Raw genomic sequence first — 12968 nt, forward strand, 5'->3', positions numbered from 1 at the left:
ACCTAAATAGGCCACGGAGACGTCGGCGAAGGTTCGAGATTCCAAGGGGGTTTGGAGACATGAGGATTTTCACGAAAGCGAAGACGTATCTGAAGACTCTCGCAGCGTTGCCGACGGTCCTATTAATTGGATGTAACAGTGGTGGAGAGGTTCTCGGGTCCGAAGGAAATTGGACCGTATTACTGACCAAGTCAGACGAGGAATCCTATTGTCAGCTGGAGTCTGACGTCTCCGGTCGGAAATTCGGAATACGCCTGTTTGGTGATCGGTCCCTTGTCTACTCCAGCAATCAGACATGGAACATCGAAGACAATCAGGCTGTCGGCCTAGCATTCTTTCGCGAGGCAAACGGATTCATAATCCGAGCACCCGGGCCGATACCCGTGAACGCGACGGTGCTCAATCATGAGATAGTTGCCCAGCTTACACCCGAGATGTTTGAGCTGATTGCCGAACCGCTTCTGCTCGACGATCAAATCGATCGAGTGATCCTGCAATTCCCAGGGTCAGAAGGTCGTTGGCAATTTTCGACCGATGAACCCAGGCGCCTCGGCGAAGTAGTTGTCGGCTGCTTGGAACAACTCAAGGTCATCAACGCTGGGCAAAACGGCGCCCAACCCCTTTAGGTCGGGCCGCGGCCGGACGTGTACGGGTTGTGGACGGCCGCGCATTCACATTTGACGCGGAGGCAGGATCACGCGGTGGCAATTTCCACCAGGGCGCTGGTCAGCATCAAGTTGACGCGGCGCCCAGTTTCCTTTGCCTGGATGCTATCGGTGTCGGCCATTTCCCGTGACTCATCTGCTGTTTTGTAAAACGCAGAATCTCGCGGATAGCCGGGGGATGATATTCCGCACGTCTAGGCACGTTTGGGCATCTGTGGGAGAAAGCCGCCACCCAGAAACCAAAAGTGGAGCGACCGATGCCAGCCTTGCAGGATTTTCTATCCGAAGAAGAGCGCGACACGGTCCTTCATCAAATCGGTAACGGCCGCTTCTCGACGGCTCAGTTTGTTGAGGTAGTGGCTAGAGAGTTGCCTGCCAAGTATCAGGAGGTCATCAGAGACTATGGTACGGGCGGAAAAGGATCCGGGCGGAACTACTCGGCCAACAGCTTCTTTTCGCAACTGCTGAGGCATCTGACAGAGGATGTGGAGATCACCGATCGGGTCGGCTTTGGACGGGCGCCGAAAGGCTGGGGAAGCCCGAAAATCCAGTTTTGGGCGCTCAACAGAGAAGCTTCAGGCGGCACCACTTTCCCGGACGAGCTTCCGCCGCAACCCGAATATCCCGAAGGCGCTGCAATGCAGGTGACGGTCAACAAGTATGAGCGCAACCGCCTTGCACGAATGGCCTGCCTCGATCATTACGGAGTGACGTGCCAGGCGTGTGATCTCGACTTCGAGAAGATGTACGGTGAACGGGGGGCCGGTTTCATCCATGTGCATCACCGCCGCAAGATCTCGGAAATCGGCGAGCAATACCACGTCGACCCCGTAAACGACCTCGTTCCGGTCTGCCCGAATTGCCACGCGATGATCCATTCGAAGGCCGAAATGATCACCGTCGAAGACGTGCGCCGGCTGATCTCAAAGGCCAGAAATTCTGTGGGAGACCCTATTTTAGAACCGAGACAGCCAAGCCGATCAGGCTGAGGACCACCGCCAGCCAGGAAAACCAAGGTGTGTCTAAAAGGTCATTTGACGCTCTCACGTCGCGTCGCGGCGTTCGAGAGGGCAAAACAAAGCGCTCGAAGGCCGTGTTCATTCCTTCGGCCCTGCCCTTCAGAAATCAGCTTTGGATTAGCACAAATGTTCGCCTTTTGTTCTTTTCTGATAGGAAGACCTAGGTTAAACTGAGTTGGACTAGTGGAGATTCTCAGCGAGGCCGATCGCGATGACGGAACAGCCCAGGACTTTCAGCGAACCGACGATCAGTTGCCCCAGCTGCAAGACGAGCATCAAGCTCAACGAATCCCTTGCGGCTCCATTGATTGCGGCGACGAGAGAGGACTACGAACGCCGCCTTGCTCAGAGCAATGCAGCCATGGCCGCCAAGGAAAATGAGCTGGAGCGCGAGCGAGCCGAGATCGATGCAGCGAAACACGCAATCGAGAGTGAAGTTGCCGAGAAGGTCAGCATTGAACGTGGTCGCATAGAGGCCGACGAAGCCCGCAAAGCCAAATTGTTGGTCTCGGTCGATCTGGAAGAGCGGGACAAGAAGCTGGCGGAACTAAAGGCCACGTTGCAGGCCCGAGATGAAAAACTAGCCGAGGCTCAACAGCAGCAAGCGGAGTTCCTGAAACAGCAGCGCGCGCTGGACGATGAACGGCGTGAGATCGCGCTGACGATCGAGAAGCGCGTCCAGGAGGGATTGGAGCTGGTGCGCTCAAAGGCCAAGACCGAAGCCGAAGAAGGGCTGCGGATGAAGGTCGCCGAGAAGGAGGAGCAGATCTCGGGCATGCAGCGGCAGATTGAGGAATTGAAGCGCCGCGCAGAACAGGGCTCGCAGCAGCTCCAGGGCGAGGTTTTAGAGCTTGAGCTAGAGTCCCTCATAGCCGCCAGGTTCCCAGTCGATATCGTCGAGCCAGTCGCCAAGGGGGAGTTCGGTGGCGATGTCTTGCAGCGCGTCGTCGGACCGGCCGGTCAACAGTGCGGCTCGATCCTTTGGGAATCGAAAAGGACCAAGAATTGGAGCCAGGGGTGGCTGCCAAAACTGAGAAGCGATCAGCGTGCCGCCAAGGCGGACATAGCCTTGATGATTTCAGAAGCCTTACCCCCTGGCGTAGAAACTTTCGACCTGATCGACGGTGTCTACATCGCAAATCCGAGATGCGCGCTTCCTATCGCGGTGATGCTGCGACAATCGCTTATCGCCCTGGCGAACTCTCGCCTCGCCCAGACAGGTCAAGCTTCCAAGATGGACTTGGTCTATGGGTACCTGACGGGCCCACGCTTTCGGCAACGCATCGAAGCCATCGTGGAGAAGTTCTCCGACATGCAGGATGACCTTGCCCGAGAACGCAAGGCCACTACGCGGCTCTGGGCTAAGCGAGAGGCACAGATCCAGAGCGTCATCGAGTCCACAGTCGGTATGTACGGGGACTTACAGGGCATTGCCGGCAAGGTGATGCAGGAGATCGAGAGCCTTCAAATTTTGGCAGTGGAAGGACCATCCGAGAATGATTGATTCCCGCCCCATTGTCTGGCGTTATCGAGCTGGAATAGGGGGAGTCACTCAAATGCACCAGTTGCTAGTTTGTAGCTAGGGCGCCCATCTGGAGAAATGTGAAGCAACCCACGATCGGAAATAAGCGTTAAAATTCAGCAGGTTATATGGTGGGCGATGACGGGCTCGAACCGCCGACATCTTCGGTGTAAACGAAGCGCTCTACCAACTGAGCTAATCGCCCGCTCCGGGCCGGACCTTTAAGCAGTTAGAGCTCTATTCGCAAGGCCCAATGAACAGCCGGCGCACCCGCTATCGGACGGATTTCGCCAATGCCGGCGCACTTGTCAAAAAACCTTCTGCTGATTGCTGTTATGCTCACATGCCGCGCTTGACACCCGCAAACGAACCCCTTATCCAGCGCCCCAACGACGAACACGCCTGACACGTGCTCGTCAGTGCGCGGGTGTAGCTCAGTCGGTTAGAGTGCCGGCCTGTCACGCCGGAGGTCGCGGGTTCGAGCCCCGTCACTCGCGCCATCAAATCAATCACTTAGGTATTGGGGTAGAGGGCAATAGTCTGAATGCCAGGCCGGCAATTCAGACTTTAACCGTTTTTGTTCCCTTTGACGGCTCGCCGTCCAATCGCGTCCGGCGTCGTCGGCGCGCCTCACCATCTCGACCTGGACGGGCATATGGGTCTGTTCGAGCTTCTTCGATTCGGAAAGCGAGTTTCGCCAGCTTCGCCGACAGCGCGGTGCCCTCGACGCCGCCAGCCACGGCCGCCGCAGCGCGTGCGGGGGCCTTGCAAACTGTGGTGACCGGGTTGTTCAGGACCAGGCCGCCGACAGTGATCAGGCAATCCGCGTGTAAACCAGCCGAGCCTTGTACCTTAAGGGCATCCGACGCGAGCGAATCCGACATCACCGAACAGCCGGTCAACTTGACGCTGGTGTTACCGGAGAATAGCGCCTTTGAGGCCGACGGATTAAGCGCCGGCACGCAAGCCTTGAGGCATCCGTGATGAGGGCCACAGCTCTTGCCTGTTCTGAAACCTCCCCGGAGGAATATCGAAGTGAAAATCCGGTCTAGCTCTGGGCCTGAGGTCGGAGGCGCGTGGACGACGATGGTGCCCGTCCCAAGTCCATTTGAGAACGCGAAAGGTGAAAATGCAGTTGGGCAGATGCCCGGCCGCCCCGGTCGGGCGCCTCTCACGCAGGAACCTTAGCAGAGCATTATCGTTGGAGGTCGCGGCACATGGTAAGACTGGAACAATTACTTGACGTGCCGCCGTTGGGTCAAACCCGACAGCCCGCCCGATTAGCTCGGGCGGGCTTTGCGGGAACCAAAATCATTTGCGGTATCGTTTGAATAGCGCCAATCTTCAAAAGGCGTAACATCGCAAGCGTCGTCCGTACCAAGTTGAGGCAAGCGGACGCGTTGGAAGCGATTATGACGCTTTCGCCCCGACGAGGGAGGTAGCCATGCTAGCGCATCGGCACGGTGTGGCGAATTCGGAAGAACTGATCGCTCTCACCAAAGCTCTCAACGAATACTGCGAAAAGCACGGGCTACGGGAAGTTGGCGAGCGCGACGAAATCGCCAAACATTTTATGGCTTTATTTATGAAAGGGATCATCAAGCCCTCCGAACTGGCCGATGGTTTGGACAACTGGCTCGCGGAAGCCTTGAAGAGAAAGCGTTAAGCTTGGGCCGGTGCGGCTACCCAAGGCCGGTTGGAATCCGACACCAGAGACGTAGGGCAACTTCATTAGCTACGACTAATGTCCCGATGCCAGACCGTCGAAAGGTGGCGCATAGTCCGGACTTGCCCCCTTTGCCCAGGTGGGGCAAAAGGCTCGGCCTGTAGCGCAGCCCCCCACCTCGCGCGGGCCGGGCCCCCACGGCATAACTGACGCTGACCAGCCTGTTGCAGAACTTCGGAAGGTAAGCTGAAGCGAGAGCCTAGTGCGCTCGCTGGACAAGATCCTCCAGGGCGAAGTTCGTAGACGGCTCGAGTGCAAAAATGAGCGCCGGCGGCCGATCCAGTGCGTTGGAACGAATCCAGCCACAGTTGCCGGCGCGAACGTCAGGTGGCGCAGCCAGACCTTCTAAGGTCGTTCCTCGCCAGCACCAGTTGGGATCGCCTACTTCGAACCCCCGTGGGGTCCGCCATAGCCGTTCCCGTTGCCGGATTTAAAAAGCTTTCCGTTGTCGGATTTAAAAAGCTTTCCGTTACCCTTACCGGACTTGAAAAGCTTTGGCTTGTAACCCGAGCCGGAGCGGCCGAGGTGAATGTGGTTCTTGTCACCCCATCCATTACCCGGGCGTGTTCCTCCCGATTTGGCAATCGCCCTTGAGTTCAAGCTTGTACCGAGCAGCATTGTGATGGCCGGAGGCGTCACCGCAGCAAAGCGTCCAGCCTGCTTGAGAAAATCGCGGCGCGCCTGGCCCTCTGAAACAAGCTTTTCGGAACCGTTTTCCGAAGGCCTTGTGGTCTCATGTGGCATCTCAGCACTCCTTCCTAGCCATTACGTTAGTTGCGATGTGCAAAGAAAGTAGACCCTCAAAAGGCGTACATATCGCGCGGTGCCCGCCGGCTCTATCAAACGGTGCAGTGAGGCGAAGGTAGCCTAGAGACCAAAGCGTCAGCCTCTCTGACTTCAGTCGCATGAGGCGGGAACATTCCACCGGTCGGCAGGTTGGGTTTCGCGGCGCGATTCCTGCCGAGGCCGCGCCGCTGGGTTGCACAGACCCCGGAGCCCGCTCGTCTTCCCTCAAGGGCGCGCGGGCTCTTGGCCTTCAGAAATTGGAAACCTAATGAGCAACGGCTGGACACTCCAAGCGCTGATAGACGCCTGCATGTCGGTCACCGGCGGCTGTCTCGATTGTCATCGTCATCAAAAGCGCTCCGCGACCGCTTCGGGCCTGATGCTCCCGCCATCTCCGGCCGACGATGAAATGCGCCACTTGTGGTGGCAAGCGTGTGACGCTGACCTATCGGGCGGCCTGTGCTCCACCTTCCCCCTGAACTGCCTCAAGAAAGGATGGCTGCCGGTGGGCCATAGCTGACGCGGCCTTTTCAGGATTCGCCGCTTGCCTACTTTCCCGTTCTCCGAAGCAGATCCGATTCAATTTCCCGGCCCTCCACCAAAAAGCGCTGACGTCGTCATTATCGGTGGGGGCGTTATCGGCGTGACGACAGCGCTTTTTCTTGCGCGGCGCAACATCTCGGTGACGCTGTTGGAAAAGGGACGCATCGCCGCCGAACAGTCCTCCCGCAATTGGGGATGGATCCGCAAACAGGGACGCGATGCGGACGAACTGCCGATCGTGATCGAGGCGTCCCGTCGTTGGCGGCAGCTGGCTGAGGAATGCGGCGAAGACATCGGCTTGAAGCAGACAGGCGTGACTTACCTGGCAGGCTCCGACCGCGAAATGGCCCGCTTCGAAAAATTCATGAAGATCGCTGCCGTCCATGAGATCGACACGCGCCTGCTGAACGCACGGGAAACCGCCGGTCTCATCAAAGGCATGTCGCGCAGTTTCAAGGGCGCGATGACAACGCCTTCCGACATGCGGGCGGAGCCTTGGCTGGCCGTGCCGGCACTCGCCCGGCTTGCCGCCCGCAGGGGCGTCAAGATTGTGGAGAATTGCGCGGCGCGAGCCCTGGAAATCTCGGCCGGGAGGATCAGCGGTGTGTGGACAGAGGCGGGTCACATCGAGACGTCGAGCGTTCTGCTCGCCGGCGGTGCGTGGTCTTCCCTGTTCCTGAGAAGACATGGCGTTTCCATTCCCCAGCTCAGTGTAAGGTCGACCGTCGCGGCAACCGAGGCGATGCCTGAAGTCTATGCAGGAGCCGCGGCAGGAGAGCATATCGCTTTCAGACGCCGACTGGATGGCGGATACACGCTCGCTGCCGGAGGCAGTCATTTGCTTCACCTTGGCCCGGACGCATTCCGGCATGCGAAGAAATACCTTCCCGCGCTCATGGCCAATCCTTTCGGCTCACGCTATTCGCCGGCTGCGCCGGCGGGCTACCCGGATGGCTGGTCGACGCCGCGTCACTGGGCGCCGGATTCGCAAAGTCCTTTCGAAAGAATGCGGGTGCTAAATCCGGCTCCCGAACGTTCTGGTCTGCGTTCCATCGAGCGCAATTTCAGGCGCCTGTTCCCACAGCTCGACGCGGTGCGCCTAAAGGCAAGCTGGGCTGGCATGATCGACGCGATGCCGGATGTCGTTCCCATTGTGGACAAAGTGCAGGCGATAGCTGGCCTTATCGTCGCAACGGGCATGAGCGGTCACGGCTTCGGTATCGGACCCGGAATCGGCCGCGTCGTCGCCGACATGATCCAGGGAAACCAGATCGGGCACGATCTCACCCGCTTTCGCCTGTCGCGCTTTTCTGACGGAAGCGCCATTCGGCCGGGTCCGGCCCTCTAGAGCAGTCACCGACCGGCCAGCCTGTGAGCAGCAAAATTCTTCAGCTGCGCTTCGGCGCCCCTGTTCACTCGCCCAATATCACACCGGAGGCGACAATCTGCGCGGTTCGGGCGGTGAGCTTCTCGCGCTTTACAAGCGTGGGCTTTTTATAGGGCGTTTTCATCTCACCGTTCCGGGCAACCAGGCTGCCTGTGCTGGTCAAGACGGTGAACGCGCTGGCACTGCTTGCGTTCCGCAGGGCGCGTTGACGGGTTGGAGGTGAGCCCTCTAGTGTGGGCGCGCTCGCTGCACCGGTGGCGCCGCATTTGCCGATATAAAGTCTGCTCCAGTGCCTTGCGGGCCCCGCTTGTAGATCAGCCGAATGACAAGTCCGGCATATCCAATCTGGAGAATAATCATCGCAAGCATAGCGCAGCCAAGCGCCTTCCAGGCGGAGCCGGTTTGCAGCCCGACCCAGATTGCGACCGTGAACGAACTCGCGAACATGCCCACCAGAAATTGCGGAAAATACATCGCCAGTACCCTCGACCCTTAAAGCGCCCGCCGCTCCATCGCGGAGCGGCGGGCCCCCCCAAATACCCCCCGGCTACCGAGGCACAGTCCACCCCGGCATTGCTGACAGTGCAATTGCGATGCCAGACACGGTGGCCCATTACGGGACACCTATGCCGTTGATGCAAGTCGTTGGCGCCGATTAATATTAACCGTGGCTAATATGCAACCCTGGGGCCGTGAGAGACCAACTTCTGTGAGTTGTGGTCAAGCCGATGGCCGGCTAGCGCCGCTGAAACGCCACGCGACATTTAGCGGCTTCAACCGCGCGCCAGCAGCGCCTCGACTTCCTGGAGCGTCGGCATGGAAGGCGCGGTGCCCGGCCGGGTCACCGAAATGCCTGCGACGGCACAGGCGAAGCGCACCGACTCCAGCGGCTCGACGCCCTTGGCAAGCGCCGCCGCAAGTCCACCATTGAAGGCGTCGCCCGCCCCCGTGGTTTCGATTACAGGGCCGGCACTGACGGCGCCGACGTGATCGGATCGCTCCCTGGTGTGCAGCAGCGCGCCCTTCTCGCCAAGCGTCACGATCACGGCGCCGACGCCCTTTGCCAGCAGGCTGTCGGCGGCGCGGCGGGCATCGTCGACCGAAGAGACGGCGATGCCGGTCAGCCCCTCGGCCTCGGACTCGTTGGGTGTGACGTAGTCGCAAAGCGCGTAGATGCTGTCCGGCAGGGTGGCGGCCGGCGCCGGGTTAAGAATGGTAGTCACCCCTGCCCCGTGCGCAATTTGCAAGGCTTTCAGCGCCGCGTCGATCGGCTGCTCGAGCTGGGTGACGAAGACGCCCGCCGAGCGGATCAGGTCGGCATGCGCCTCGATGTCAGCGGACGAGATCAGCATCGCAGCACCCGGGCTGACGATGATGGCGTTGTTGCCGCTGCCCTCCTCGACAAAGATATAAGCCGCCCCGGTGTAGCTGTCCGGCGTGTCGATGACCGCGCTCTTGACGCCCGCATCCTTCCACGTCTGCTTGGCCATGTCGGCGAAGGCATCGATGCCGAGCCGGGTCAGGAAGGTGATATCGGCGCCGAGTTTGCCGGCTGCGACCGCCTGGTTCGAGCCCTTGCCGCCGGGTCCGAGCTTGAACGAATTGCCGAGGATCGTCTCGCCCATGCGCGGCTGGCGGTCGGCGCGATAGGCGGTGTCGGCGACGAAGACACCCAGGATGACGACTGGCTTGCTGGCGGACATCTCCTTACTCCGCATCCGGCGGAATGACGCCCTTGCGGAAGGCAAAGCAGCCATAGAAGCGGCGCTCACCGGTCTGGATGACGCAATACGCCTTCTTGGCCCGCTCGTAGAAGGCGTAGCGCTCGATCGAGATCATCGGCCAGGGTTTGCCCTCGGCCGCGTCGATTTCCTGCTGCACCTCCTTCTGCACCGGCGGGATCTCGTTCGGCTTGCCGACGATCTCCATGCGCGCGGCCGCGTCGTTGACGAAGCTGTCCAGCGGATAGAGCGACAGCACCGCCTTCACCACTTCGGCCGCCGGCGCATCGATGCGCAGCAGCTTGCCGAGCACCGTCTGCTTGGCGACGGAGTCGGATGGGAAATTGGTGTCGGCGATGATCAGGTCGTCGCCGTGCCCCATCGCCCGCAGTGCCTGGAGCACGTCGGCGTTGAGCAGCGGATTGATCCCTTTGAGCATTGGGTTTCCTCGATGTGTGTTTGCGGTCAGAGACGCTTGCCGGTCCCTGCGTCGAAGAGATGGACATGGTCGAGCCGCGGCCTGAGCTTCAGCGTATCGCCAGGCTTGAAGTCGTGACGCTCGCGGAACAGCGCCACCATCTCGCCCTCGCCGAAGCGCACGAACACCAGGGTTTCCGAGCCGGTCGGCTCGACCACCGAAATCGTGGACGCCACACCGTCGGGATGGATCTCCAGATGCTCGGGCCGCACACCATAGACGACGGCCTGGCCGTCCGCCGCGGCGATGCTGGCAGGCATCGGAAAGGCCGAGCCTGCTATGTCGACCTCCGGCTTTTCACCCTTCTTCACCGTGCCCTTCAGCAGGTTCATCGCCGGCGAGCCGATAAAGCCCGCGACGAACAGGTTGGCCGGCCGGTCGAACAGTTGCAGCGGCGCGCCGATCTGCTCGATGCGGCCATCGCGCATCACCACGATCTTGTCGGCCATGGTCATGGCCTCGATCTGGTCGTGTGTGACGTAGATGGTGGTGGTCTTCAGCCGCTGATGCAGTTCCTTGATCTCGGTGCGCATCTGCACGCGCAGCTTGGCATCGAGGTTTGAGAGCGGCTCGTCGAACAGAAACACCTGCGGGTTGCGCACGATCGCGCGGCCCATGGCGACGCGCTGGCGCTGGCCGCCGGAAAGCTGGCGCGGATAGCGCTTGAGATAGGGATTGAGGTCGAGGATGTCGGCCGCACGCTTCACCCGCTCGGCGACGATGGCCGGATCGGTGCCGCGCAGCTTCAGCGCGAAAGCCATGTTCTGCTCCACCGTCTTGTGCGGATAGAGCGCGTAGTTCTGGAACACCATGGCGATGTCGCGCTTGGCCGGCGGCAGGTTGTTGACGATGCGGTCGCCGATCGAAATCGTTCCGCCGGAAACCGTTTCCAGCCCCGCCACCATCCGCAGCAGCGTGGACTTGCCGCAGCCCGAAGGGCCGACCAGGACGACGAATTGACCGTCGGCGATATCGACGCTGACCTCATGTAGAACCTTGACGGTTCCGAAAGCCTTGGCCACATTGGCGATCGCGACTTGAGCCATTGTCTCCCCTATCTTTTTCGGTGAAGCTAGCCATTGCCAACGGCAAGGGCAAGTCGGTATCTTATAGATAAAAAGCCAATCTTGTTGACAAGGTAATCGATTACGCGAATAGTGACGAGTGCCAATCCGAATGCCGGTCCTTGTCCCGAAAATCGGATCTCCAGGCGACGCAGGGTGGGGTCCCACGCTGCCCTATGGTATAGGAGAACCGCAGACGTTTCGACGTCCGAGAGATTGGCAGAATCAATTCACGACTGAAGTTCTGGGAGGAACCTTGAGATGAGAGTCGATCTTTACGAAAAACTGGTGCGCGCCGGGGCGACCCGCCGCGATTTGCTGAAGGGCGCGGCCAGCATGGCGGCGCTCGCAGCGGCGTCCGGCACGGGGCTTGGCGCGCTGACCAGGCCGGCGGCTGCCGCCGACGACCTGCGCGCGAAAATCCTGCAGATACCCGGCGTCGGCAAAGGCCAGCCGACGGACGCCGACTTCCAGAAAGTCGGTGAGCTCTGCCTGGAAGCGACCAAGGCCAACGTCAAGCAAGGCGAGTTCGCCGGTGTCGAGCTCACCTTCATGGGCCTCAACAACCAGAACCTGCACAACGTGCTGTTCCGCGGCTTCCTGAAGCCGTGGGAGGCCTATACCGGCGCCAAGATCAGCTGGATCGACCTCGCCCAGGCCGACTACAACGCCCGTCTGCAGCAGTCGATCGCGACCAAAACCGTCGACTTCGACATCATCGAGATGGGTGCGCCCTTCGAGGGCGACGTCTGCGGCAAGGGCCTCACCTCGGAGATGCCCGACTGGGTCAAGAAGCAGATCGACATGGACGATCTCGTCAACTACCTCAAGCCGCCGGTCGGCACCTGGGACGGCAAGCAGTATCGCGTGACCATCGACGGCGATACGCACAACTTCAACTACCGCACCGACGTATTCTCCGATCCCGATCTCGCCAAGGCCTGGAAGGAGAGCGGCGCGACGACCGAATGGGGCGTGCCTAAGACCTGGCAGGAAGTGCAGGCCGTCACAAAGTTCCTCAAGGGCAAGCAGTTCAAGGGCCAGGACGTCTATGGCTATCTCGACGCGCCCAAGCCCTGGGGCGGCTTCGGTTTCTACTTCCTCGGCAGCCGCGCCTCTGCCTATGCCAAGCACCCCGACGACAAGGCCTGGCTGTTCGACCCGGATACGATGAAGCCGCGCATCAACAACCCGGCTTGGGTGCGGGCCATCCAGGACGTCATCGACGCCCTGCCCTCGGAGCCGCCGGATCAGATCAACGCCGATCCGAACACCACCGGCTTCCAGCAGTTCCTTGCCGGCACGGGCTCGATGATCCCCTGGTGGGGCGATATCGGCTCCAACGTCAAGACCAACGACTCCTCGGTCATCGGCGACGTCACCGGCTTCTCGATCCTGCCGGGCTCGGACGACGTCTACAATTCGAAGACCGGCAAGTGGGACAAGCTGGCCAGCGGCCCGAACTATGCGCCGAACTGCGCCTATCTCGGCTGGGGCGTCTACGTCATGGCCCGCGTCGACAGCGACGAGAAGAAGAAGAAGGCGGCGTGGTCGGCGGCGGCCCATCTCGGCGGCAAGGATCTGTCGCTGTGGTGCGCGGCCTATCCTTCCGGCTTCCAGCCCTACCGCAACTCCCATTTCAACATTCCGGAATGGGTGGCGGCCGGCTATGACGAGGCCTTCATCACCTCCTATCTGAAGTCGGAGGGCGACTCCTACAACCATCCGAACGCCGCGATCGAGCCGCGCATCCCCGGCATCTTCCAGTACTACAGCGCCGCCGAGGATATTCTGGCCAACACCTTCGCCGGCAAGATGAAGGCGCAGGAAGGTGCGGATGCCATCGCCGCCGCCTGGGAGAAGCTGACCGACCAGATCGGCCGCGAGAACCAAATCAAGCTCTACAAAGCCTCGCTCGGCATGTAGGCTGTCCCATGAGAAGTCGCGGGGCCCGCCCCGCCGGGGCGCGGCCCGCGGGGGAGGCCGCAAAGCGCGGGGAGTTGGATAAAACACATAAAAGAAAAAAGGCTAAGGAGTTTTTAATAGGCTATTGGAAA

At 60.4% G+C, this 12968-nt stretch carries 12 protein-coding genes and 2 tRNA genes; 8 read left to right on the forward strand and 6 right to left on the reverse strand.

Annotation, left to right across the window (positions count from 1 at the left end; genetic code table 11):
• Positions 1-59: 59 nt before the first annotated feature.
• From CK218_RS12920 to CK218_RS12930, 3 genes are all read left to right on the forward strand, one after another.
• Positions 60-626: a hypothetical protein gene (locus tag CK218_RS12920; protein ID WP_095827950.1), complete on the forward strand. Its 567-nt coding sequence runs from the start codon at positions 60-62 to the stop codon at positions 624-626.
• A gap of 296 nt (positions 627-922) precedes the next feature.
• A complete protein-coding gene (locus CK218_RS30930; RefSeq protein WP_210201062.1) occupies positions 923-1654 on the forward strand; it encodes an HNH endonuclease in 732 nt (243 codons plus the stop codon).
• A gap of 241 nt (positions 1655-1895) precedes the next feature.
• Positions 1896-3188, forward strand: coding sequence for a DUF2130 domain-containing protein (locus CK218_RS12930; protein WP_095827951.1), 1293 nt, complete (start codon positions 1896-1898; stop codon positions 3186-3188).
• A 147-nt stretch (positions 3189-3335) separates the two neighbouring features.
• On the opposite strand, the gene CK218_RS12935 is transcribed toward CK218_RS12930, so the two are convergent.
• Positions 3336-3411: transfer RNA gene (locus CK218_RS12935), tRNA-Val, on the reverse strand.
• A 218-nt stretch (positions 3412-3629) separates the two neighbouring features.
• On the opposite strand from CK218_RS12935, the gene CK218_RS12940 reads away from it, so the two are divergent.
• Positions 3630-3706, forward strand: a tRNA-Asp gene (locus CK218_RS12940).
• A 60-nt stretch (positions 3707-3766) separates the two neighbouring features.
• Here the strand turns inward: CK218_RS12940 and CK218_RS31085 are convergent.
• On the reverse strand, positions 3767-4168 hold the full coding sequence (locus CK218_RS31085) for a hypothetical protein (RefSeq protein WP_245435016.1): 402 nt from the start codon (positions 4166-4168) through the stop codon (positions 3767-3769).
• Between the two features lie 482 nt (positions 4169-4650).
• On the opposite strand from CK218_RS31085, the gene CK218_RS12950 reads away from it, so the two are divergent.
• Complete coding sequence (locus CK218_RS12950) at positions 4651-4872, forward strand: hypothetical protein (RefSeq protein WP_095827952.1); 222 nt, start codon at positions 4651-4653, stop codon at positions 4870-4872.
• A gap of 441 nt (positions 4873-5313) precedes the next feature.
• On the opposite strand, the gene CK218_RS12955 is transcribed toward CK218_RS12950, so the two are convergent.
• A complete protein-coding gene (locus CK218_RS12955) occupies positions 5314-5676 on the reverse strand; it encodes a hypothetical protein (protein WP_095827953.1) in 363 nt (120 codons plus the stop codon).
• A gap of 310 nt (positions 5677-5986) precedes the next feature.
• Between CK218_RS12955 and CK218_RS30085 the strand changes: the two genes are divergently transcribed.
• Complete coding sequence (locus CK218_RS30085) at positions 5987-6238, forward strand: hypothetical protein (protein WP_143749637.1); 252 nt, start codon at positions 5987-5989, stop codon at positions 6236-6238.
• Between the two features lie 24 nt (positions 6239-6262).
• Positions 6263-7609, forward strand: a complete 1347-nt coding sequence (locus tag CK218_RS12960) for an FAD-binding oxidoreductase (RefSeq protein WP_095827954.1) — start codon at positions 6263-6265, stop codon at positions 7607-7609.
• Between the two features lie 812 nt (positions 7610-8421).
• On the opposite strand, the gene rbsK is transcribed toward CK218_RS12960, so the two are convergent.
• The 3 genes from rbsK to ugpC are packed head-to-tail and all read right to left on the reverse strand — an operon-like array spanning position 8422 to position 10893.
• Positions 8422-9351 (reverse strand): ribokinase, encoded by a 930-nt coding sequence (rbsK, locus tag CK218_RS12970; protein WP_095780645.1) that lies wholly within the window; start codon positions 9349-9351, stop codon positions 8422-8424.
• A gap of 4 nt (positions 9352-9355) precedes the next feature.
• The gene (locus CK218_RS12975; protein ID WP_066998829.1) at positions 9356-9808 is read right to left on the reverse strand and encodes an RbsD/FucU family protein; all 453 of its coding nucleotides are present in this window, start codon (positions 9806-9808) and stop codon (positions 9356-9358) included.
• Between the two features lie 26 nt (positions 9809-9834).
• A complete protein-coding gene (ugpC, locus tag CK218_RS12980; RefSeq protein ID WP_095779579.1) occupies positions 9835-10893 on the reverse strand; it encodes a sn-glycerol-3-phosphate ABC transporter ATP-binding protein UgpC in 1059 nt (352 codons plus the stop codon).
• A gap of 279 nt (positions 10894-11172) precedes the next feature.
• Here ugpC and CK218_RS12985 point away from each other — a divergent pair, with 279 nt between their 5' ends.
• Positions 11173-12837 (forward strand): sugar ABC transporter substrate-binding protein, encoded by a 1665-nt coding sequence (locus CK218_RS12985; RefSeq protein ID WP_067328234.1) that lies wholly within the window; start codon positions 11173-11175, stop codon positions 12835-12837.
• The last annotated feature ends 131 nt before the right edge of the window (positions 12838-12968 follow it).

The organism is Mesorhizobium sp. WSM3879, from assembly GCF_002294915.1.
GTDB lineage: Bacteria > Pseudomonadota > Alphaproteobacteria > Rhizobiales > Rhizobiaceae > Mesorhizobium.